This is a genomic window from Nocardioides sp. (genome assembly GCF_041600255.1).
Taxonomy (GTDB): domain Bacteria; phylum Actinomycetota; class Actinomycetes; order Propionibacteriales; family Nocardioidaceae; genus Nocardioides.
Map to the genome: position 1 here is coordinate 1 of NZ_JBFIKK010000052.1, position 21,233 is coordinate 21,233.

The following is a 21,233-nucleotide window of genomic DNA, read 5'->3' on the forward strand; positions in this document are numbered from 1 at the left end:
CCAGGTCGTTGCCGAACACCGCCGACTCCTGGGTGAACCTGTCCCCGGTCAACTGCATGCCGTCGCCGGAATCGCCCGCGAACCGGATGATGACCCGATCGAGCTGCTTGACCTGCTTGGTCACCGTGCGCACTTCCTTCTGACGTACGAGGTCTTGTCGAGTCGATCGGGTCGGGGTGGGTCGGTTCAGAAGGCGGTCGAGCCGGGCTTCACGACGCCGAGCACGGCGGCAAGCACGACCAGGGCCCAGATCGCGAAGACGTACGGCTCGCAACGACGGATCGACCCCACGATGGCCCGCTCCACCGCGGGTGTCGAACCGGTGGTCATCAGCTCGCCGAACGCCGGGCCGAACGGGCGCAGCTCGCGGCGGATCAGCACCCCCATCAGGATGCAGAGGGCGTAGGCCGCCACCTTGGCCCCGAGCCACTTCGGGTTCGTGTCGACCCCGAACGGCTGGCTCACCACGATCGTGTAGGCCGAGACCGCCAGGAGAGCGACCACGAGCGTGTAGCGCACCCACAGGTCTGCCAGCTGCAGTCGCCGCCCCTGCGGGGTGTCACCGCCGCGGTAGTAGTCGAGCACCGCCACCGCGAGCCACCCGAGGAAGGCGATCCACATCGGGACGAGCACCCAGCCGGGCGCGAAGAACAGGTCGCCGAGCGGTCCGTAGTACATCAGCGTGACCCCGCTGGGGACGAACAGCACCAGGCAGATCCGCGGTGCCAGGTCGATGCCGTGCATGATCTTCGCCGCGATCGCCCGGGTCTCGGGCGACAGCTCGCGCTTGATGATGTAGCGGCTCGAGTAGAAGACCCCGAGGTCTCCACCCAGCCAGTAGACGAACAGCAGGATGTGCAGGAAGAGGGCGGCGCTGTAGCCGTTGAAGCCGTGGACCATCACATGCCGTCCCCGTCCCAGCGCCCGCGCGAGCGGCTGCGGACCGGGAGGGAGGAGATGATCGGCGCCGGTATCGGGTCCCCGGCCTGCCAGGGACGGCCGGCGCCCCAGTTGTGCGCGTGGTCGTCGGTGCGCTCGTCGGTGTGCTCGAGACCGCGCGGGTCGCGACCCCAGTCGAAGCCGGGTACGTCGTGCGTGTGCTCGCCGTGGCCGTGGTCGTGGTCATGGTCGTGGTCGTGGGAGTGGGTGTGCTCGTGCCCGCCGTGCCCGCCCTGCAGGTTGAACGCGTCCATCGCCTTCGCGATCGCGATCGCGGAGCGGTCGGCGCCGAGTCCGTGCAGATGGAACTCGGCGTTCGGAGCTCCCTGGTCCTGCTGGAACTGCCAGGCCGCCCGCAGCTGCTCGACGTCGACGTCCGTGCGCCAGGGCTGGGCCAGGTCGTGGGTCGACTGCGAGTACCGGGCCGGGAAGGACTCCGCGTCCACGGGGTAGTTCACGCCGTCGCCGCCCCAGCGGACCCACTCGTTCTGGGTGTACCAGTTGGCCAGCTCGCCGTCCGAGCGCAGCAGCCAGGTGGCGCCGCCCTCCATGGTGGTGAAGTGGCCGTGCTTCACGCGAGCCGGACGGAAGAAGTACGTGCCCAGGTCGAGTGTGCCGAAGTTGTACTCCATGTGCCCCTGGGTGGTGTACGCCTCCTCGTAGCAGGGGTGGTGAGCCAGGCGGTGGTCGGCCCAACCCTCCTGCGCGTGCACGAGGCGGGTGTAGAAACCGGTGACCGGATCGACGTGCAGGTACTTGATGAAGAGGCCCGGCATCGGGCCCGGGTTCGGGACCGCGTCCCACTGCATGGCTTCGGAGTCGATGACGATGACGTCCTCGCGGGCCTCCGCCCAGCGCGACGCTCCGGCGAGCGAGTCCACCGGGTCGAATCCGGCGCCGCCGAACTCGCGGTAGTGCAGCAGCCGGGTGCCCTCGGTGATCTTCAGGTAGTCGATCGGCACACCCTTGGGGGCGTAGACGTAGCCGCCCTTGCCGATCGTGCGGCCGCCGTAGTCGATCTCGCCGTCGAGGACGTAGTACTCGGTGTCGGCGTGGTGGATGCCGGGCCCACGACCCCAGTCGGTGTGGAAGTCCACGCGCAGGGAGGACGATCCGTCCTCCTCGTCGACGGAGAGCCGCCGCTCGCTCGCGCGCCCCTCGCCTCCGGGCAGCTCAGCGGCGTGCCAGACGTAGTCGTCTTCCTGGATCAGCTCGACATGGGGGCGCATGGGGTCTCCTTCGACCGGCTCAGTGAGCGACTATATATCATATCGAACGGAGCTCCCGCTTGAGAACCTTGCTGGCCGCATTGCGGGGGAGTGCCGTGCGCGCGTGCATCTCCCGGGGCACCTTGAAGCCGGCCAGGCTGGTGCGGCAGTGCGCCTCGAGAGCGGCGAGGGTCGCCTCGTCGAGCTCGTGGCCCGCCCGCAGGACGACGTGGGCGACCACGCGTTCGCCGTACGTCTCGTCCGGCTCGCCGACCACAGCGACCTCGGCCACCGCCTCGTGGGTGGCGAGCACCTCCTCGATCTCGCGGGGGTAGATGTTCACCCCGCCGCTGATGATCAGGTCCTTCTTCCGGTCCACGACGTGGAGGTAGCCCTCGTCGTCGAACACCACGATGTCGCCACAGGTGACGAAGCCGTCCTCGGTGGTGCAGGCCGCGGTCGCCTCGGGGTCGTCGAGGTAGCCGTTCATCAGGTACGGCGAGCGGCTGAACAGCTCGCCCGGCTGGCCGGGGCCGACGGGCGCCCCGGCGTCGTCCACGACGCGCACCTCGGTCATGTACCAGGGGTGCCCGACCGAGCCCGGCTTGCGCCGCTGGTCCACCGGGCGCAGATTGGTGACGATCCCGGCCTCGGTCGAACCGTAGAGCTCGTGCACGCCGACCCCGGGGAAGGTCTCCATCACCCATTGCTTCAGGGACCAGGGCAGCGCCGAGGCATTGAAGTAGAGCGTGTCCAGGCTGGACAGGTCGTGGGATGCGATGGCGTCCTCGCCCAGTGCGCGCAACAGGTGGGCGTGGGTCGGGACCAGGAAGGCCGACTGCACCCGATCGCGCTCGACCAGGGCGAGGAAGGCCTCCGGGTCCCAGGTCCGCAGCATCGTCACCGTCCCGCCGGTGTGGACCGGCGCGAAGCCGAAGGCGAAGCCGGCTCCGTGGTACATCGGGGCCACCGCCGCCGAGACCCGGCCGTTGCCCAGGCCCCACTCCAGCGCCGACATGTAGAAGGTGAGGGCCCGGCTGCGGTGCGAGATCAGGACGCCCTTGGGGCGGCCGGTCGTGCCGGAGGTGTAGGCGATGCAGAACGGGTCGGTCTCCGCGACGGGGACCAGGGGGTCGACGTTGCTCGCGGCGGCGAGGGCTTCCTCGTACGACACGCCGAGCTGCGTTCCGTCCAGGGAGAGCGTGGCCAGGCGTCCCGCGTGGTCCCCGACCACCGAGCCGAGTGCGTCGTCGGCCACCAGGGCCGAGGCGGTGCTGTGCTCGAGGATGAAGCCCGCCTCGGCCGGCGTCAGGCGGGGGTTGAGCGGCACCATGACCAGGCCCGCCTTCGCGATGCCGGCGGCGACCTCCGGGTACTCCAACCGGTTGCCGAGCAGGACGGCGACGCGGTCGCCGGTGCGCAGTCCCGAGTCGAGCAGGTGGGTGGCCAGCCTGCTGGCGCGCTGATCGAGCTCGGCGAAGCTCAGGCGCCGGTCGCCGTCGATCACCGCGGTCGCCGAGGGGGTGGCTCGGGCGAACTCGCGCAGGCCGGCGACGATCGACATCGGGGCGCCACCTGGCGTGAGGGGCATCAGGACTCCTGGGGGGAGGGGGGGAACCAGCCTGCGCGACCGAGCATGGCCGGGGCCTGCTGCAACCCGAGCTGGTCGCTGATCCAGGTGCCGGTCGCCGCGACCCGCTCGCCGTCGACGCCGGTCCGGATCCCGGAAGTGTGCAGCAGGTAGAGCAGGTCCTCGGTTGCGATGTTGCCGGTGGCTCCGGGGGCGAAGGGGCAGCCGCCGATGCCTCCGGCGCTGGCGTCCAGGACCGTGACGCCGGCCTCGATCGCGGCGACGGCGTTGGCGTACCCGGTGTTGCGGGTGTTGTGGAAGTGCGCGCGGAGCGGGATTGCGGCGTCGAGCTCACGCAGGCCGCCGACCAGCCGGGTCACCTGGGCCGGTACGCCGACCCCGATGGTGTCGGCGATCGCGAGCTCGTCGGGGGAGCCCTCGAGGCAGCGGCGGGCCACGTCGAGCACTCGCTCAGGGGGTACGACTCCGTCGAAGGGGCAGCCGAACGCGGCCGCCAGCATCACGGTCGTGCGCAGCCCGGCTGCCCGGGCCGCAGAGGCGATGTCGAGCCAGGCGTCGACCTGCGCCGCGGTGTCTGCGCCCTGGTTGCGCAGGGCGAGACCGTCGGAGGCCACCACCACCACGGTCGCCTCGTCGCAACCGGCGGCGATGGCCCGGTCGAGGCCGCGCCGGTTCAGCACCAGCCCGATCGCGCTCAGCCGCGGATCGCCGACGACGGCGGCCAGCACTGCCTCGGCGTCGGCCATCTGCGGAACCCGGTCGGGCCGCGCGAACGCGGTCACCTCGATGCGGGACAGGCCAGCGTCCAGACTGCGTCGGACGAGCTCGGCCTTCACCTCGGTCGGCACCAGGGTGGACTCGTTCTGCAGGCCGTCCCGGGGTGAGACCTCGACCACGGTGACGGAAGGGCGGACTTTAGTTTCGGACGTCTCCACAGGAGAACTATATCTGATATATGATCCTGCCGTGACTACTTCAACCGGACCTCTCCAGGGCGTTCGTGTGCTCGAGGCGGGGCAGCTGCTCGCCGGGCCGTTCGCCGGTCAACTCATGGGCGACATGGGCGCCGACGTGATCAAGGTCGAGCCCCCGGGTGTGGGCGACCCCATGCGCCAGTGGGGTCGGGAGAAGGCCGAGGGCAGCTCGCTGTGGTGGCCCGTGGTGGGGCGCAACAAGCGCTCGGTCACCCTCAACCTGCGCGAACCGGCCGGTCAGGACCTCCTCCTCGAGCTGGTCCGGCATGCCGACGTGTTCGTCGAGAACTTCCGCCCCGGCACCCTGGAGAAGTGGAACCTCGGCTACGACCGCCTCCGCGAGGTCAACCCCGGCCTGGTGCTGGTCCGGGTCAGTGGCTACGGCCAGACCGGCCCCTACTCCTCGCGTGCGGGCTACGGCTCGATCGGCGAGGCCATGGGCGGGCTGCGCTACATCACCGGTGACCCCGACCGGCAGCCCTCGCGCACCGGCATCTCGATCGGTGACGCCCTGGCGGCCATGCACGCGACGATCGGTGCCCTGGCGGCGCTGCGTCACCGTGATGTCACGGGGGAGGGGCAGATCGTCGACAGCGCCATCTACGAGTCGGTGCTCGCGATGATGGAGTCGATGGTCACCGAGTGGGACGTGCAGGGCTACCAGCGCGAGCGCACCGGTGCCACCCTGCCCAACGTCGCGCCCAGCAACGTCTACCCGACCTCGGACGGCCAGCTGATCCTGATCGCCGCCAACCAGGACTCGGTCTTCAAGCGACTCGCCGTGCTGATGGACGATCCCGAGCTCGCCGCCGAGGGCAGCCGGTACGCCGACCACTCCGGCCGCGGTCAGCACCAGCAGGAGCTCGACGACCTGATCGGCGTCTGGACGGCCAAGCACGACGCCGACGAGCTGCTGGCGCTGCTGCACGAGGGCGGCGTGCCCGCAGGCCGGATCTACAAGGCTGCCGACATGCTCAGCGATCCGCACTTCATCGCGCGCGAGGCGATCGTCCGGGTGGCCGACCCCAAGTTCGGTGACCTCGCGATGCAGAACGTCGTGCCCAAGCTCTCCGCGACGCCCGGTTCCATCCGCTGGACCGGCCCCGAGCTCGGCCAGCACAACGACGAGGTCTACGGCGAGCTGCTCGGGCTGTCGGCGGACGCACGTGCCCGACTGGCCTCCGCCGGCGTCCTCTGATTCATGGAGCTCTTCGGCGCCCGGATCGGACCGGGGCGAGCTCCCGCGGTCCTCGTCGTCGACGTGGTCCGGGCCTACCTCGACGACGGTCCCCTGGCCGTTCCCGGAGGTCGCTTCGAAGCAGCCAGGGTGAGCGCGGCCCGCGTGGTCGCCGCGGCACGGGCCGCCGGCCACCCGGTCCTGTTCACCGAGGTGAGGTTGGCCGCCGGTGGAGCGGACGCCGGGTGGTTCGCGGTCAAGGTGCCGAGCCTGCGCGCCTTCGAGCCGGGCTCGCCGTACGCGGCATTCCCGGAGGACCCGGCGCCCGTGCCCGGCGAGGTGGTGATCTCGAAGCAGTACGCCTCCGCCTTCTTCGGCACCTCGCTCGCCTCCACGTTGCGCGCCCGGGGTGTCGACACCACCTATGTGCTGGGGTTCTCCACGTCGGGATGCGTGCGGGCTTCGGCGCTGGACGCACTCCAGCACGGCTTCCGGCCGATCGTGATCGCCGATGCCTGCGGTGATCGCGACGCCCCCACCCATGAGCGCAACCTGTCCGACCTCGATGCCAAGTACGCGGACGTCGTCTCCGAGCGCGAGGCGATCGCCCAGCTGACCTCGATCCCGCCGTACCAAGGAGCCCTGCCATGACCATGATCGATCTCGACTCCCCGGAGCTGACCTGGATCGAGCACGCCATTGCCGGCTCGGACCTGCCCGCGAAGCTGTCGATGCTGCACGCCGACGAGGCCACCGGGACCAGGACGGTCCACGTGAAGTTCCCGGACGGCTGGCGACGCGACGTGGTCGGCCACCAGCCGGCGGGTGAGGAGATGCTGATCCTCACCGGGGCGCTGACGGTGAGCGGGCACACCGCCGGGGTCGGCGGCTACCTCGTGGTCGAGCCCCGGGCCACCCGGGCCGCCACCTCGGTCGCAGACGGCTCGTCGGCGGTCGTCTTCTTCTCGGGTCCGGGCGGCGGCTGGGCCGACGGGGAGGCCGCCGACGCCGGTGCGATCACCCTGCTCGAGGTCGCCCCGGGGGGGAGTCGCACCGAACGGCCGGGCCTGGTGGGTTCGACGATCTTCACCGAGGACGCGGCCGGGTCGACGTACGACGTCGACGCCGACGTCTGCTGGCCCGAGGGTCGCACCTTCGCGCACGTGCCAGCAGGAACGCCGGTGCCCGAGGGCACCGGCGTCGCTGTGGTTCGTCTGCTGGGCTGAGGCCGCTGCCTCACACGTAGAGCGGGTCCTCCCACGGGCCCATGCTGCGCGAGCGGACCGGGATGACCGGGCGCGGGGCGGCGCTGTGGTCGTAGCCCTCGCCCCAGTTGACGGGGTCGCCGTGCATCTCGATGCGGGCGTTGTCGGTGTACCAGTCGACGAGGTCGGAGTCGGAGCGCAGCAGCCAGGTGCAGCCCTCCGTCTCGTGGGCGGTGAAGTCGCCGTGCCGGACCAGCGGGGGACGCCAGAAGTAGGTGCCCGGCCACATCTTGCCGAAGGAGTAGTCGAAGCCGCCCTCGAGGCAGTAGGCCTCCTCGCTGCACGGGTGGTGGGCCAGCGGGTGCTCGACCCAGCCGGGCTTGGCCTTGATGAGGCGGGTGTAGAAGCCGGTCTTCTCGTCGCGGTGCAGGAGCTTGATGTAGAGCCCGGGGACGGGGGTGCCGCCGAGGTCGAAGCGCATCGGGCTGCCGTCCTCGACGTCGATCCACGGCATGTTCGCGGTGTCCTGCACGATCAGCTTCTGGTCCTCGCGGACCGAGTCCAGGCCGGTCTCGGAGGGGACGAACGTCCAGTCGCCGTACTCGCGGAAGACCAGCACGTGGCTGCCCTCGGCGACGGTGATCTCCGGCGTCCACACGCCGATCGGCGCGTGCCAGTAGCCACCGGCGCCCATCGTCTGGTCGCCGATGGTGAGCTCGCCCTCGAGGACGTACCACTCGGTCTCGGCGGTGTGGTAGCCGGCGGGACGGCGCCAGTCGGTCTGGAACTCGACCTTGAGCGAGGCCGACCCGTCCTCCTCGTCATAGCAGAGGTGCTTCTGGCGGGCGGTGCCTTCGGCGTGCGGGAACTCGGCGAAGTGCCAGAGCAGGTCTCGCTCGTCGACGAGTTCGACGTGAGGTCGCATGGGGTTCTCCTCGTGTGGAGTGGTGCAAGGTTTGTGATACACACTGTATCGCTTTGTAATAAACGATGCAACCTGTATCGTTTGGCAGGTGACCAGGATCGGACGCCCCACCGGACCCGCCGAGGCGACCGAGGAGGTCGTGCTGACGGCAGCCCTCGACCTGCTCCTCGTCGAGGGGGTCGCTGCCCTGACCCCGCAGCGGCTGCACCAGGAGACGGGCGTCTCCCGCTCCACGATCTATCGCCACTGGCCCACCCCCACCGAGGTGCTGGCCGCGCTGATCGACGTCGCACCACCGCCCGACATCGACCCGACCGACGATCCGGCGCACGACCTGCACGTCGCGGTGGACCAGTTGTGCGACCGGCTGCGCGACAAGCCCGTCTCGGCCTTCCTGCGGGCGCTCGTCTCGGCCGACGACCTCCGGGGGCGCTACGTGGCCGACATCGAGCGACCCTTCCGCGACGCTCTCCGGGCCACCAGCGCCGGCCGGCAGCAGCGCGAGGACGCGGTCGCCGCGATCGTCGGCCCGCTCCTCGCCGACGCCGTTCTCGCCGACGCGCCGCCGGCTCGAGCTCGCGCCCACCGCGCGGTCGACCTGCACCTGGCGGCGCTCCGATGACCCGTCACCGCACCCGCTGCACAGGAGGAACGCCATGACCAACGCCGTGGGCACCCGCGCCGTCTTCGGAGTCATCGTGCCGAGCACCAACACCGTCGTCGAGCACGACTACTGGCGGGCCGGCGTCGACGGCGTCGCCTTCCGCGCCGGGTCGATGTACATCCCCCGCCCGGTGATGGGGGACGAGAGCGAGTTCGAGGAGCTGCTCGTCCAGATCCGCGGGTCCATCGACACCGCGGTCCGCGACGTGCTGACCGCCGAGCCCGAGCGCATGGTCATGGGGATGTCCGCCGAGACGTTCTGGGGCGGCGTCGAGGGCAACCGTGCCTTCGAGCAGCGCATCCACGACCGCACCGGACTGCCCGTGACCACCGGGGCGAGTGCCTGCCGGGCCGCACTCCGGACCCTCGGCGTACGCCGGATCTCGGTGTTCTCGCCGTACCAGCCCAACGCGGACCGCGAGGTGCACCGGTTCTTCACCGAGGCCGGGTTCGACGTCGCCGAGGTGACCGGCCTGCGCTGCGTCACCGCGATGGACATCGCGCGGGTCGACGAGGCCAGGGTCCGCTCGGTGGTCGAGGAGATCGACGGCCCCGGCGTCGAGGCGATCGTGCAGGTCGGCACCAACCTCTCCTTCGTCGGGATCGCCGACCGGATGGAGGCCGAGCTGGGCCGCCCGGTGCTGGCGATCAACGCCGCGACCCTCTGGCACGCGCTGCGCGAGCACGGCATCGAGGATCGGGTCGAGGGATACGGAAGCCTGCTCAGCGAGCACTGAGCGCGGCTACGCCGACAGGCGGCGGACGGCAGGGGGCGTGGTTCAGGCCGCCTGGCGCAGGGCGACCGCCGCGTCCTCCTCGTAGTGGCGGGCGGCGCGGGGCAGCAGGATCAGGCAGCCGACCAGTGCCGGCAGCAGGGCGAGCATGCCGATCCGCAGCGAGCCGGCGACGTCGGAGGTCAGTCCGATCACCAACGGCCCCATCGCACCACCCAGGCTCAGCAGGAACTGCAGGAGGGCGAATCCCATCCCGCGGCGGACGGCCGGAACCACGTCGGCGGAGGCCGCGGTCAGGTTCGGGATGGCCCCGGCGAAGCCGATGCAGGCCGCGGCGATGGCAACCACTGCCACCCAGAGCGTCGGGGCAAGCACGGTCGCGGTCAGCGCGATCGCGCCGATCAGCAGGAAGGTCCACCCGGTGCGGATCCGGTGGGCCGGCTTGACGCCTTCCGTGCGGTCGCCGATCCGGCTGCCGATGACGATGCCGAGCACGATGCCCGTGCCGCCGACGCCGCCGGTCAGGCCCGCGGCGCTGTCGGCGTTGAGGTCGTAGGTGCGCTCGAGGAAGGCCGTGAGCCAGAAGAACAGTCCGGCCAGACCCAGGTAGAGCAGTCCGAGGGCCAGAGCGAGGCTCTTCAGGGTCCGGATCTTCAGGAGTGCGAGCGCCTCCTTGAGGACCGTGCCGGCCTGGCCGGTGATGACGGCCGGCTCCGTTCCGGGCTCGACGGGGGCGCCGCGGAGCACGTCGAGGCGGTCGCCGATGCCGCGGATCGGTTCGCGCAGGGTCAGCACGAGCGCCGCGACGAGGACCCCGGGGATTGCGACGATGAAGAAGACCGCGCGCCACCCCAGGATCTCGGCCAGGATGCCGCCGAGGGCGACGCCGGCGGGCAGGCCGGTGTAGAAGCCGGCCCGCTCGAGGCCGAAGGCCTTGGCGCGACTGCGGCTGGGGTAGTAGTCGGCGAGCAGGCTGGAGGCCGGCGGGTTGTAGAGCTGGGCGGCGGCGCCGAGCAGGATCCGGGTCGCGAAGAAGAGCGCGAATGTCGTCGCGAGGCCGCTGAGCACCGAACAGATCGACCAGACCAGGACGACGAGGGCGATGATCCAGGTCCGTCGACCGGAGTCGGCCAGCTTGCCCGCGGGCAGGAGCAGGACGATGCTGGCCAGGGCGGCGGAGGTCGGGATCAGGCCGGCGACGGTGTCGCTGAACCCGAAGTGGTCCTGGATCACCGGCAGGGCCCCCGCGACGAGGCTCACCTCGACGCGGTCGATGAACGCGACCAGGGCGATGACGATCGCGGCGTACCACCCGAAGGGGGCGGGCTTGGAGAGGTCGATCTCGACCGGGTCCTTGTTGACGAAGGCCTGGGTGGTCACTCGGGTGGGTGCCGGGGTCGTCTCAGACATGCGCCATACGGTAACCCAGAAATCATAGAAGATATATGGTTTGTCCATGACGAGAGCTCCCCTGCAGAGTCGCCTCCGCGTCGCCGCCGTACAGTTCGCGGTCACCGAGGACGCCGGCGACAACCTCGCCACCTGTCTGCGAATGGTCGACGAGGCCGCCGACCAGGGCGCCCAGGTGGTGGTGCTCCCCGAGTTCTGCAACCACGTCAGCTGGTACGACGACCGCGAGCACGCGCGCCGGATGGCCGTGACCCTGGAGGGTCCGTTCGTCGCGGCCCTGCGGGAGAAGGCCGGCGAGCGTCGCCTCCACCTGATGGCCAACTGCACGCTGGCGCGGGAGGGCGGCCGGGTCACCGGGAGCAACATCCTGATCGGACCCGAGGGCGAGGTCCTGGCCGTCTCCGACAAGCAGGTGCTGATGGGCAGTGAGCGCGACCACCTCGACCCGGCGACCGAGCGCTCCACGGTCGTCGAGACCCCGTTCGGGACGGTCGGGCTCTACTCCTGCATGGACGGGGTCATCAACGAGACCCCGAGAATGCTGGCCGTCGAGGGCGCGCAGCTCCTGCTCAACAGCCTCAACTCCTTCGCGCTCGACGAGGCATCGCTGCACATCCCGGTCCGCGCCGTGGAGAACAAGGTCTGGGTGGTGGCGGCCAACAAGGTCGGCCCGCTCGTGCCCGAGCGCAGCATCGCCGCCGTGGCCGCGCGCGTCGGCGTTCCCGCGGACCGCCTGCACGGTGCGGGTGAGAGCCAGATCGTGGCTCCGGACGGCACGATCGTGGCGATGGGCCCGCGCACCGGCGAGGCGGTCGTCATCGCCGACATCGACGTCCGTGCGGCCGACGACAAGACGCGACCGGACGGCACGGACGTGATCGCCTCACGCCGTCCCGAGCTGTACGCCGCCATCGCCGCGCCGCCGGTGGGTCGCGTGGCCGCGGTCGGCTCCCCCGAGATCAGCGCGGTCGTCATCTGCCCGGTCGCCGCGACCCCGCAGGAGCTGACCGCGATGGTCTCCGACGCCGCGGCTGCCGGCGCCGAACTCGTGGTGCTTCCCGAACTGGCCGGCGTCGACGTCGCACAGTTGCAGGCCTCGGTAGCGGGCACCGAGGCGGTCGTGGTGAGCAGCCTGCTGCAGGACGGCGCCCATGTCGGAGTCGCCGTCAGCAGTGGCGGGGTGCTCCTGTCGCAACCCCAGCTGCACGTCAGTGCTCGTCACGGAGAGGCAGTGACCCGACTCGGTCAGGCCCTGGAGATCCTCGCGTTGCCGTGGGGTCGGCTGGCGGTGGTCGTGGGCGACGACGCGCTCTACCCCGAGACCTTCCGACTGGCGGCGCTCCAGGACGCCGACGTCGTGGCGGTGCCGTTCACGACGGCCACCCGACAGGACCTCGACCCCCTGTTGCTGGAGCGAGCCGCGGAGAACCGACTCAACCTGGCCGTCGCCTCCTGGCGCGGTGAGCACGGTGCGGGCATGGTGGTGCCGCTCTCGAGCGACTTCACGTTGTGGGCGCCGGGCCGCGGCCCGTTCACCGGTGTGATCAGCCGACCCGAGCCCGTGATCGTCGAGGACGTCGTCACCACGGCCGTGCTGAGGCCCGAGTGTGCGGCGAACCGGTTCGTGACCAAGGGAACCGATCTCGTCGACGGCCGCCCGTGGGCTCTGGCCGCACCGTTGGTGGCTTCGGGATAGCTCGGGCTCGGGCGGACCGCGGAGGCTAGTGGGAGAGCTCTTCCCGATTGGCGAGGGCCTCGAGCAGCGCCTTCTCGCTCGAGTCGAGGTGGGCGACCCAGGCCTGGGCGAGCTCGGCGCCGTCTCCCTGCTGGGCGAGGTCCAGCAGGAGTTGGTGCTCGCGGATCCGGTGCTCGGTCGCCTCCGGCCCGCTGTCGATGTCGCTCATCGCGAGGTGGAGGTAGCGGTCGCTGGACTTCCACAGCATCGTCAGCACCTGCAGGTCGGCGGGGCCGGCGACGTCGGACAGCAGCGCGGTGTGGAAGGCGTGGTGGGTGTACGCGAGCGCGGACGGTTCCCGTTCGATCTCGGCGTACTCCCCCAGAGCGGCGGAGCTCGCCGCGACCGTCTCGGGAGTGATTGCCGACGCGACCCGCAGGGCCAGGTCGCCCTCGATCAGCTTACGCAGGCGGTAGATGCCCGAGAGGTCCTCGACACTCAGCGAGGCGACCAGGGCGCTGCGGCCGGGACGCAGGCTCAGCAGTCCTTCGCTCTCCAGGCGGCGCAGTGCTTCGCGCACGGGGATGTGGCTGACCGCGAACTGCTCGCACAGGTCGACGATCGAGACCGTGGATCCCGGGGCGATGTCGCCGTTGAGGATCGCTCGATGCAGCTCGTCGGTGACCCGGTCGACCAGGGAGAGGTGGGCGATCGGTCGGACCGAGGTGGTTGCTGGAGGGCGACGAGACATATTTAGATCATATATCCGGCACGGCCCACGAGCCATTCTCAGTAGGGGCGTGCCCAGGCAAAGGTATATATGATATCGTCACGTCTGCGGACCCTCGCACGACCTGCCTGTGCGGGGGTCCGCCCCCAACTCTCTGGCAAGCTAGTTAGATATCGTATATTCTCTACGGTGGAGGAGGTGCGGCCATGGTCGACCCAATGGTGTTCCGCGATGTCCTGGCCCAGTGGCCCAGTGGCGTCACGATCGTGACCACCCTCGCCCCCGGCCTCGAGGAGGCCGCTGTCAGCTGGCACGGGATGACCGCGAGCTCGTTCTCGAGCGTGAGCCTCTCCCCGCCGCTCGTCTCCATCTGCCTGGACCGCAAGCTCTACAGCCACGACCTCATCTCCACCTCCGGCGTCTTCGGGATCAGCGTGTTGGCCAAGGACCAGGCGGAGGTCGCACGACGCTTCGCCGGCATGGTCCCCGACTGCGACGACCGCTTCGCGGGGGAGACCTGGTCCACGTCCACCACGGGTGTGCCGCTGTTGGACTCCGCCCTCGGATGGCTCGACTGTCGCGTGCTGCACGCCTACGAAGGCGGCGACCACACGATCTTCGTGGGCGAGGTGCTGGCCGGCCACACCGCGCGGAAGTCGGCCCCGCTGCTCTTCCACTCGCGGGGCTGGGGTCAGTTCGCCGACGTGATGCCCGACGTCGTGACGCTGGCCGACACCAGCCTGGCCGACGCGGGCACCGGCCCGGGCGTCGCCGGCGAACTGGTCCGCGCGGGCGTGCGGGTGCGCGTGGCGGCACCCGACCCCCAGTTGAGGATCGGTACGTCGATGCTGGTCTCCGATCGCGCCCAGGCCGACCAGGTCCTCGCGGCCGGTGTCGAGGTGGTCGAGGTGGTCGTGGATCCGGCCGACGAGGCCTCCGTGGGCCGTGCGCTGGCCCTCGTGGACGGTATTGCGGACCGCTGCTCCGTGCGGCTGGCCGACGCCTTCGGGCCGGACCGCACCGAGCCGGTGACCGCTGCCGTCGCCGTCTTCCGCAAGGCCCGGGTCCTGGAGATCTGCCTGCAGGACGCAGCCGGGGCGGCGACACCGCTCTCGGTGCGACACCTCCTCCAGGAGGTGGCCGCGCTTGCCCGCCCTGTCCCGATCCGGCTGGGCCTGCACGATCGGGACCGCCTCGGCCTGGTCAAGGCCATCACCGCCCTGAAGAGCGGCGTCTCCCACTTCGAGACCTCGCTGACCGGACGCGGCGACGAGGTCAGCACCGAAGACCTGGTCTGCCTCCTGCAGGAGGTGGACGTCGCGACCCCGGTCGACGTCTCCGCGATCGGCGACCTGTCCCGACGACTCGGCACCCTGCCCGATCCGGGCACCCCGGTCGCCGCCCCCCTGATGCATGTACAACCACTAGGAGCAGCCGGATGACCATCACCCAGAAGCCGGTCCAGCAGGAGACGGCTCCCCTGACGGCCGAGCGCCTGCTGCTGGACCTGACGGAGGCGGAACGAGCCCGGATGGAGCGGGTCGAGTCCGTGCTCCCCGCCATCGCCGCAGCATCCTCGTCGGCGGACGCCCTCGGCGAGTTCCCCCCCGGACACGTCAAGCTCCTGGGAGACGCCGGCCTGCTCGGCCTGGTCGTCCCCGAGGAGTACGGCGGTCTCGGCGGTGGACTGCGTGATCTGGCCGCCACCACCTATGCGCTGGGCACGGTCTGCGGGTCGACCGCGCTCGCCTTCTTCTTCCACTGCTCGGCCTCCTCGCGGGGACTGCTGCCGCTCGCTGCGGCCGAGGCGGGCCTCTACAGCGACGACGAGGTGCCGGTCGTCAGGGCCTTCGCCGAGAAGGTCCTGCACATGATGGGCACCGAGCGGCGCTGCCTGGCGAACTTCGCCAGCGAGGCGGTCAAGGCGAGCAACGCCAACGTCCTGATCAACACCCTGGCCACCCGCACCGAGGGAGGCTGGTTGCTCGAGGGTGAGAAGTCCTTCGGGTGCCTGTCCGGGACGGCCGACTACTACCTGGTGACGGCACGGCGCGCCGACGTCGACGGCCTGGACGGACTCGGTCTCTTCCTGGTCGCCCGGGACACCGAGAACGCTCGCCCCCGGTCGCGATGGAACGGCCTGGGCATGCGGGCCTCGAACAACAACGGCCTGATCATGGAGTCCGCCTTCGTGCCGGACGACCACGCCCTGACCATCCCCGGTGGCTTCACCCGGGCGACCCAGATGTCGCGCGGCTCCTGGGTCGGCAACCAGGTGGCGATCGCGGCGATCTATGCCGGCGTGGCGCGCGGGGTGTGGGACTACGCCATGGAGCGCACCATGTCCGCGACGTTCGCCGACACCGGCAAGCCGATCGCCTCCAGCCCGATGCACCAGGTGCTGATCGGTGAGGCGGAGGAGGCGCTGGCCGAGGCCCACCTGTGGCTGGCTCGTCAGATCGCTCTCGAGGCCAGTGACCCGCCCCTGCTGCCCAAGCCCGCGGTGGTCGCGAGCTGGAAGCTGGCCAAGGGCGCGATCTGCGAGCGTTCCCACGAGGTGGCCCTGCACGCGTTGAAGATGTGCGGGACCTCGGGCGCCCAGATGGACAACACGATCGGCCGTGCGGTGCGAGACACGGCGATGGGTCTGGTCCAGGCATTCCCCGCCGAACGCGGCAAGCTGGACCTCGCCAAGACAATCGTGGAGCAGGAGGGCTGGGCCGGGCTCACCACGCCCGACTCCTTCGGGAAGTGAGTGCGGGACAATGACTGACACCGTGACCACCACGAGCTCCGCCCGCATCGACCTTCCCACCGTCGACGAACTCGTCGCCGGCGGCTGGTCGGCGCCCGGCGACGTCCTGGACCTCGTCGTCGAGGACACCTACGCCGGTACGTCGTTGTCCGCGGCTCCGGCCAGTGCGCCGGATGCCGTCGAAGCAGCCCTGGCGGCCGCCGACGCCGTGCACCGGGAGCAGACCTGGGCCGGACTCCCGCTCCAGCAACGTGCGGAGATCCTCGAGGCGATCGGCGTTGCCCTCGAGGCCGAGGTGCCGCGGCTGGCGGCGCTGGAGGCCTTCGCCACCGGTGTCCCGATCGCCCAGACCGGCATCGTGGGCATGATCGTCCCCGGCGCCTTCCACCTCGCGGCCCAGATGATGCGCTCCGGCGCGTTGCTCGACGTCCAGCAGGGCGCGAGCGGTCATCCGGTCGAGGTGCACCGCCTCCCGCTGGGTCCGGCCGTCTGCCTCGTCCCGTGGAACGCCCCCGCACCGATGGCTGCCCACAAGATCGCCTCGTCGCTGGCGGCGGGCGCACCGACGATCCTCAAGCCGAGCGAGTTCGCGGCGTACGGCACCACCGAGCTGGCACGCGTGCTCGATCGGGTGCTGACCGACGCGGGCGCTCCCGCGGGCACCTTCCAGCTGCTGCAGGGAGGCGCCTCGGTCGGCGGTGCGCTGGTGACGGACCCACGCACGCGGGCGGTCTCCTTCACCGGTGGCCTGGTCGCCGGACGGCAGATCGCTGCCGCCTGTGCGCAGGGGTTCACCGCACTCCAACTCGAGCTCGGCGGCAACAACCCGCTGGTGGTGCTGCCCGACGCGGACCCGGACGAAGCGGCTCGGGCGGCCACCGACCTGCTCACCACCCTGAACGGGCAGTGGTGCCGGGCGCTGGGCAGGCTGATCCTGCCCGAGTCCATGGCCGACGACGTGCTGGCCAGGATTCTCGAGCGGCTGGCCGCCCTGAAGGCGGGGGACCCGCTGGACCCGGCGACCCAGTTCGGTCCGCTCGTGCACTCCGCCCATCGCGCCCGGTTGCGCGCCGACATCGCGGAGCGGCTCGGCAGCGCGCCTGGTGCGGCGGCGCACGCCAGCACCGAGGTGCCGGGGACCGGGAGCTTCCTCGCGCCCACCCTGCTCACCGGCGTCCCCAGCGACGCGGCGCTGCACGAGGTCTTCGGGCCGGTCGCGACCGTGCACACCTATCGCGACGTGAGCGAGGCCTTGGGGCTGGCCAACGCCACTCCCTACGGGCTCGAGGGCTACGTGACGGGCGCGGACACCGAGGCGGCCATGCGTTTCGCACGCCAGGTCAGGGCCGGCGAGGTCAAGGTCAACGGATCCACGATCATGAGCCTGCACCTGATGACCCCCCGGCCGGCCTGGGGCTGGTCCGGGATGGGCGAGGAGGGCACCCTCGAGACGATCAGGATCTTCACCGGCGCGCGGGTCGTGGGCATCGAGGGCGCCTCGGCGCTGCACTCGTCATGAGTGCCGGCTCGGACGCGCTGCGGGCCCTGCTGCACGGAGACCGACTGGTCCACCTCCCGGGCGCCCACGACGCCGTCTCGGCCCGGCTGGCTGCGGCCTCCGGTGCGCCAGGCCTGCACCTGTCCGGGGCGGCGGTCTCGGCCATCGAGCTGGGACGTCCCGATCTCGGGTTCGTGCACGGGACCGACATCGCCCGTCGAGGGGCCGTGCTGGCCTCCGCGTCCGGACTCCCGGTCCTGGCGGACGCCGACACTGGCTACGGCAATGCGCTCCAGGCGCGGCACACCACCTCCGCCTACGCCGCCGCCGGCATCGCCGGGCTGCACCTGGAGGACCAGGTCGCGCCCAAGCGGTGCGGCCACCTCACCGGGAAGGCCGTCGTCGACCTGGCCGAGGCGGCCGCTCGGGTGCAGGCAGCAGTGGAGGCCGACACCGGGCTGGTGATCGTGGCCCGCACCGACGCGTTCTCCGTGCTCGGCGCCCAGGCCGTCCTCGAGCGGTGTCGCGCCTTCGCCGCCGTCGGGGCGGACGCCCTGTTCGTCGAGGGAGCCGACCTCGCCACGCTCGAGCTCGTGCACGGCGCCCTGCCGGACCTCCCACTGGTGCACGCGCGCTCCGAGGCGGGTGGCCCGGTCGAGGCCGGCCCGACCGATGCCGAACTGCACGCCGTCGGTGTGCGCGCGGTCATCCACCCGGTCTCCGCGTTGCTGGCCGCTGCCCGGGCGGCCGCTGACGTCTATGCCGCCATCGCCCGCGACGGGCACGCGGGAACCACGTCGCGGCTCGACTGGTCCGACCTGAACGACCTGGTCGGACTGCCCGACCTGCTGGCCCTGGAGGAGAAGTACTCATGAGGATCCCCCGCGTGGTCGTGGTCGGCGCCGGCCCGGTCGGGCTGACGGCCGCCCTCGTCCTGGCTCGGTCGGGCGTGCCCGTCACGGTGCTGGAGGCCGGGGACGGCCTGGCTGCGGAGTCGCGCGCCTCGACCTTCCACCCGCCGAGCCTGGAGATGCTGGCCGACCTCGGCGTCCTCGCCCCGTTGCTCGACCGCGGCATCACCTCGACGACGTTCCAGTACCGCGACCGCCGTACCGGCCCGATCGCCGACCTCGACTTGTCGGTGCTCGCCGACGACACGGCGTACCCGTTCCGGGTCCAGTGCGAGCAGTCGAAGCTGACCCCGATCCTGCTCGAGGCCCTGTCGGCCCACCCGCACGCCGAGGTCCTCTTCGGCCAGCGGGTCGTGGGTGTCGATGACCTCGAAGGCCGCCCGGTGGTCCGCACGGAGGCGGGTCGAGCCTTCGAGGCCGAGTGGGTGATCGGAGCCGACGGCGCCTCGTCGGCGGTGCGCAAGGCGACGGGCGCGGCCTTCGAGGGGATCACCTACCCCGAGCGCTTCCTGGTCGTCTCCACCCGCGAGGACCTCGAGGCCGCGCTCCCCGGGATCGCCGCGGTCAACTACGTCTTCGACCCCGAGGAGTGGCTGGTGCTGCTCCGCACCCCGGAGCACTGGCGGATCCTCTTCCCGACCGACCCGGCCTCTCCCGACGAGGTCGAGACCGACCCGGCGCGGGTGCAGTCCCGGCTCACCGGTGTCGCCGATCTCGGTCGGGACTGGGACCTGCTGCACGCCTCGCTCTACAACGTCCACCAGCGGGTCGCCGACCGGTTCCGCACCGGCCGGGTGCTGCTGATCGGCGACGCGGCCCACGTCAACAACCCGCTCGGCGGGATGGGGATGAACAGCGGTCTGCACGACGCCGTCCTCGTCGCCCGGGCGCTCGCCCCGCTGATCGCCCACACCGGCACCGTCGAGGAACTCGACGCCGTGCTGAGCGCGCGGCGCGAGGTCGCGACGTCGTACGTGAAGGCGGTCACCCACGACAACTGGGAGCGGTTGCGGGAGTCCGACGAGGCCGCCCGGCAGGCGTACCACGACGAGTTGCGCGCGCTGTGTGCCGACCCGGTCGCCTCGCGCACCTACCTGCGGCGGACGTCGATGATCGACAGCCTGCGCCCCCTGTCCACCCCATGACCTCGATCGCGCGGGTCAACCCGGCGCGCACCGACGAGGTCGTCGGTACGGTCGTGGTCGACCGGCCCCCGGCCGTCGCCGCTGCCGTCGCCCGGGCGGGAGTCGCCCAGCAGGCCTGGGCAGCGCTCCCGCTGGACGAGCGCTGCGCCGCCGTTCGCGCCGCCGGTGAGCGGTTGGCGGGCGATCTCGACGCGATCGCCGACCTGACCGCGCGTGAGACCGGCAAGGTGCTGGCGGACTGCCGCGGCGAGGCCGGGTTCGCCACCTCGTTGCTCGGCCACTACGCCGCGCGCGGCGAGGCGCTGCTTGCCGAGGGTGGCTACGACGACGAGCGCGGCCGGCTGGTGCTGCGGCACCGGCCGTTCGGCGTCGTCGGGGCGGTCACGCCGTGGAACGCCCCACTGATCCTGACCCTGCTCAAGCTCGCCCCCGCCCTGGTCGCCGGCAACGCGGTCGTGGTGAAGCCGTCGCCGCTGGCGCCGTTCGGGGTGAGCCGGCTGCTCGAGGTCGTCGGCGCCGCCCTGCCCGACGCTCTGGTGCAGGTCGTCCACGGCGACGCGGAGACCGCCACCGCTCTCGTCAGCGATCCGGGGGTGCGCCGCGTCGCGTTCACCGGTGGTTCGACGGCCGGCGCCGCGATCGCGGGAGCAGCGGGTCGCGCGTTGACACCCTCCGTGCTCGAGCTCGGCGGCAACGACCCAGCGATCCTGCTGGACGACGCCGACCTCGCCGAGGCCGACTGGGATCGCCTGGTGATGGCCAGCTTCGCCACGAGCGGGCAGGTCTGCATGGCGGTCAAGCGGCTCTACGTCCCCGCCGACCGGGCCGAGGAGATGACGGCCGCCTACCTCGCCGCGGCACAGCGCGTGCTGCGGCTCGGCGACCCGCTCGCCGAAGGCGCCACGATCGGACCGGTCGTCACCGCCGAGTCCCGGGACCGGGTAGCCGGGCTGGTCGAGGCTGCGCGCGCCGGCGGTGCGCGGGTCCACGAACTCGGCACGGTGCTGCCCGGCACCGACCTCGACCGCGGCCACTACCTGCGCCCGGCCCTGGTGGTCGGCGCGGGCGACGCGGACCCCCTGGTCGCCCAGGAGCAGTTCGGCCCCGCCGTACCGCTGCTCACCTACGACACCGTCGACGAGGCAGTGGCCCGGGCGAACGCGGGGGAGCTGGGGCTGGGCGCCTCGATCTGGTCCGCCGACGAGGACCGGGCCTTCGCGGTGGCCAGCCGGTTGGACGCGGGTTTCAGCTTCGTCAACACCCACAACCGGACCGGTCTGGCCGCGCACATCCCCTTCGGGGGGGTCAAGCGTTCCGGATGGGGGCGCGAGTACGGCGATGAGGGCCTCACCGAGTACGTGCAGACCTGTGCGATCCACGCGCCGGGCGCGTTCCGTGAGGGTGGGGCCGGCTCGACGGCGTCTGCGTACCCGGTCTGACGGTGCGCGGTCGGCGCCCGCTCGGCGCTCGGGCGAACTCGGTCGATCGGGTCTCGAGAACTCCGCAGAACTCCTCGTCAGCCGTACTAATATCATATATAGTCTGGTTCCGTCGGTCCCTGAGAGGTCGACGGATCGACAGTTAGCGTGGTTCTCGAGAGCGCACGCACGGTCAGAAGGAGCGTCATGAGTCTCAAGTACGTCCAGGAGCACCTCGACGAGGCCGGCCCCTCCGACGTCACCGCGACGTTCGC

Annotated in this window: 19 protein-coding genes; 12 read left to right on the top strand and 7 right to left on the bottom strand. The window is 71.3% G+C overall.

The features are described from left to right. Window positions 1-186: 186 nt before the first annotated feature. Genes ABZE72_RS08210 through ABZE72_RS08225 form a run of 4 tightly spaced genes read right to left on the bottom strand, consistent with a single transcriptional unit; the run spans window position 187 to window position 4,673 of the window. Window positions 187-903 (bottom strand): hypothetical protein, encoded by a 717-nt coding sequence (locus ABZE72_RS08210; protein ID WP_372728527.1) that lies wholly within the window; start codon window positions 901-903, stop codon window positions 187-189. Then, entirely contained in the window at window positions 900-2,168 is a 1,269-nt protein-coding gene (locus ABZE72_RS08215) for a DUF4437 domain-containing protein (protein ID WP_372728528.1), read from the bottom strand. The genes ABZE72_RS08210 and ABZE72_RS08215 overlap by 4 nt, the downstream gene beginning before the upstream one ends. 37 nt (window positions 2,169-2,205) lie before the next feature. Beyond that, a complete protein-coding gene (locus ABZE72_RS08220; protein ID WP_372728529.1) occupies window positions 2,206-3,738 on the bottom strand; it encodes a class I adenylate-forming enzyme family protein in 1,533 nt (510 codons plus the stop codon). Further along, window positions 3,738-4,673, bottom strand: a complete 936-nt coding sequence (locus ABZE72_RS08225; protein WP_372728530.1) for a hydroxymethylglutaryl-CoA lyase — start codon at window positions 4,671-4,673, stop codon at window positions 3,738-3,740. The genes ABZE72_RS08220 and ABZE72_RS08225 overlap by 1 nt, the downstream gene beginning before the upstream one ends. A gap of 31 nt (window positions 4,674-4,704) precedes the next feature. Here ABZE72_RS08225 and ABZE72_RS08230 point away from each other — a divergent pair, with 31 nt between their 5' ends. The 3 genes from ABZE72_RS08230 to ABZE72_RS08240 are packed head-to-tail and all read left to right on the top strand — an operon-like array spanning window position 4,705 to window position 7,115. Beyond that, window positions 4,705-5,910, top strand: coding sequence for a CaiB/BaiF CoA transferase family protein (locus ABZE72_RS08230; RefSeq protein WP_372728531.1), 1,206 nt, complete (start codon window positions 4,705-4,707; stop codon window positions 5,908-5,910). Between the two features lie 3 nt (window positions 5,911-5,913). Next, window positions 5,914-6,540 (top strand): isochorismatase family protein, encoded by a 627-nt coding sequence (locus ABZE72_RS08235; protein WP_372728532.1) that lies wholly within the window; start codon window positions 5,914-5,916, stop codon window positions 6,538-6,540. After that, window positions 6,537-7,115, top strand: a complete 579-nt coding sequence (locus tag ABZE72_RS08240) for a hypothetical protein (RefSeq protein ID WP_372728533.1) — start codon at window positions 6,537-6,539, stop codon at window positions 7,113-7,115. The genes ABZE72_RS08235 and ABZE72_RS08240 overlap by 4 nt, the downstream gene beginning before the upstream one ends. A gap of 10 nt (window positions 7,116-7,125) precedes the next feature. Here ABZE72_RS08240 and ABZE72_RS08245 read toward each other — a convergent pair whose 3' ends face one another. Further along, window positions 7,126-8,019 carry a DUF4437 domain-containing protein gene (locus tag ABZE72_RS08245; RefSeq protein ID WP_372728534.1) on the bottom strand — a complete coding sequence of 298 codons (894 nt, stop codon included), beginning with the start codon at window positions 8,017-8,019 and terminating at the stop codon, window positions 7,126-7,128. 88 nt (window positions 8,020-8,107) lie between these two features. On the opposite strand from ABZE72_RS08245, the gene ABZE72_RS08250 reads away from it, so the two are divergent. Both ABZE72_RS08250 and ABZE72_RS08255 read left to right on the top strand, forming a co-directional pair. Then, window positions 8,108-8,641 carry a TetR/AcrR family transcriptional regulator gene (locus ABZE72_RS08250; protein ID WP_372728535.1) on the top strand — a complete coding sequence of 178 codons (534 nt, stop codon included), beginning with the start codon at window positions 8,108-8,110 and terminating at the stop codon, window positions 8,639-8,641. A gap of 34 nt (window positions 8,642-8,675) precedes the next feature. Then, the gene (locus ABZE72_RS08255) at window positions 8,676-9,419 is read left to right on the top strand and encodes a hypothetical protein (RefSeq protein WP_372728536.1); all 744 of its coding nucleotides are present in this window, start codon (window positions 8,676-8,678) and stop codon (window positions 9,417-9,419) included. A gap of 42 nt (window positions 9,420-9,461) precedes the next feature. Here ABZE72_RS08255 and ABZE72_RS08260 read toward each other — a convergent pair whose 3' ends face one another. Further along, a complete protein-coding gene (locus ABZE72_RS08260; RefSeq protein WP_372728537.1) occupies window positions 9,462-10,826 on the bottom strand; it encodes an MFS transporter in 1,365 nt (454 codons plus the stop codon). A 46-nt stretch (window positions 10,827-10,872) separates the two neighbouring features. Here ABZE72_RS08260 and ABZE72_RS08265 point away from each other — a divergent pair, with 46 nt between their 5' ends. Beyond that, window positions 10,873-12,522 carry a nitrilase-related carbon-nitrogen hydrolase gene (locus ABZE72_RS08265; RefSeq protein ID WP_372728538.1) on the top strand — a complete coding sequence of 550 codons (1,650 nt, stop codon included), beginning with the start codon at window positions 10,873-10,875 and terminating at the stop codon, window positions 12,520-12,522. Between the two features lie 25 nt (window positions 12,523-12,547). On the opposite strand, the gene ABZE72_RS08270 is transcribed toward ABZE72_RS08265, so the two are convergent. Further along, a complete protein-coding gene (locus ABZE72_RS08270; RefSeq protein ID WP_372728539.1) occupies window positions 12,548-13,252 on the bottom strand; it encodes a GntR family transcriptional regulator in 705 nt (234 codons plus the stop codon). Between the two features lie 185 nt (window positions 13,253-13,437). On the opposite strand from ABZE72_RS08270, the gene ABZE72_RS08275 reads away from it, so the two are divergent. From ABZE72_RS08275 to ABZE72_RS08300, 6 genes are read left to right on the top strand one after another with little or no spacing between them, the layout of a single operon-like run. Beyond that, window positions 13,438-14,673 (top strand): flavin reductase, encoded by a 1,236-nt coding sequence (locus ABZE72_RS08275; RefSeq protein ID WP_372728540.1) that lies wholly within the window; start codon window positions 13,438-13,440, stop codon window positions 14,671-14,673. After that, the gene (locus tag ABZE72_RS08280) at window positions 14,670-15,986 is read left to right on the top strand and encodes an acyl-CoA dehydrogenase family protein (protein ID WP_372728541.1); all 1,317 of its coding nucleotides are present in this window, start codon (window positions 14,670-14,672) and stop codon (window positions 15,984-15,986) included. Before ABZE72_RS08275 ends, ABZE72_RS08280 begins: the two co-directional genes overlap by 4 nt. 22 nt (window positions 15,987-16,008) lie before the next feature. Continuing rightward, window positions 16,009-17,505, top strand: coding sequence for an aldehyde dehydrogenase (locus tag ABZE72_RS08285; protein ID WP_372728542.1), 1,497 nt, complete (start codon window positions 16,009-16,011; stop codon window positions 17,503-17,505). Further along, window positions 17,502-18,359, top strand: a complete 858-nt coding sequence (locus ABZE72_RS08290; RefSeq protein WP_372728543.1) for an oxaloacetate decarboxylase — start codon at window positions 17,502-17,504, stop codon at window positions 18,357-18,359. The genes ABZE72_RS08285 and ABZE72_RS08290 overlap by 4 nt, the downstream gene beginning before the upstream one ends. After that, window positions 18,356-19,540, top strand: a complete 1,185-nt coding sequence (locus ABZE72_RS08295; protein ID WP_372728544.1) for an FAD-dependent oxidoreductase — start codon at window positions 18,356-18,358, stop codon at window positions 19,538-19,540. The genes ABZE72_RS08290 and ABZE72_RS08295 overlap by 4 nt, the downstream gene beginning before the upstream one ends. Next, complete coding sequence (locus ABZE72_RS08300; RefSeq protein WP_372728545.1) at window positions 19,537-20,979, top strand: aldehyde dehydrogenase family protein; 1,443 nt, start codon at window positions 19,537-19,539, stop codon at window positions 20,977-20,979. Before ABZE72_RS08295 ends, ABZE72_RS08300 begins: the two co-directional genes overlap by 4 nt. Window positions 20,980-21,233 lie beyond the last annotated feature (254 nt).

Coding starts and splice junctions, on each gene's coding strand:
- ABZE72_RS08215 (WP_372728528.1), bottom strand. CDS start 2,168: ATGCGCCCCCATGTCGAGCTGATCCAGGAAGACGACTACGTCTGGCAC.
- ABZE72_RS08220 (WP_372728529.1), bottom strand. CDS start 3,738: ATGCCCCTCACGCCAGGTGGCGCCCCGATGTCGATCGTCGCCGGCCTG.
- ABZE72_RS08235 (WP_372728532.1), top strand. CDS start 5,914: ATGGAGCTCTTCGGCGCCCGGATCGGACCGGGGCGAGCTCCCGCGGTC.
- ABZE72_RS08240 (WP_372728533.1), top strand. CDS start 6,537: ATGACCATGATCGATCTCGACTCCCCGGAGCTGACCTGGATCGAGCAC.
- ABZE72_RS08245 (WP_372728534.1), bottom strand. CDS start 8,019: ATGCGACCTCACGTCGAACTCGTCGACGAGCGAGACCTGCTCTGGCAC.
- ABZE72_RS08255 (WP_372728536.1), top strand. CDS start 8,676: ATGACCAACGCCGTGGGCACCCGCGCCGTCTTCGGAGTCATCGTGCCG.
- ABZE72_RS08260 (WP_372728537.1), bottom strand. CDS start 10,826: ATGTCTGAGACGACCCCGGCACCCACCCGAGTGACCACCCAGGCCTTC.
- ABZE72_RS08265 (WP_372728538.1), top strand. CDS start 10,873: ATGACGAGAGCTCCCCTGCAGAGTCGCCTCCGCGTCGCCGCCGTACAG.
- ABZE72_RS08270 (WP_372728539.1), bottom strand. CDS start 13,252: ATGTCTCGTCGCCCTCCAGCAACCACCTCGGTCCGACCGATCGCCCAC.
- ABZE72_RS08275 (WP_372728540.1), top strand. CDS start 13,438: ATGGTCGACCCAATGGTGTTCCGCGATGTCCTGGCCCAGTGGCCCAGT.
- ABZE72_RS08280 (WP_372728541.1), top strand. CDS start 14,670: ATGACCATCACCCAGAAGCCGGTCCAGCAGGAGACGGCTCCCCTGACG.
- ABZE72_RS08290 (WP_372728543.1), top strand. CDS start 17,502: ATGAGTGCCGGCTCGGACGCGCTGCGGGCCCTGCTGCACGGAGACCGA.
- ABZE72_RS08295 (WP_372728544.1), top strand. CDS start 18,356: ATGAGGATCCCCCGCGTGGTCGTGGTCGGCGCCGGCCCGGTCGGGCTG.
- ABZE72_RS08300 (WP_372728545.1), top strand. CDS start 19,537: ATGACCTCGATCGCGCGGGTCAACCCGGCGCGCACCGACGAGGTCGTC.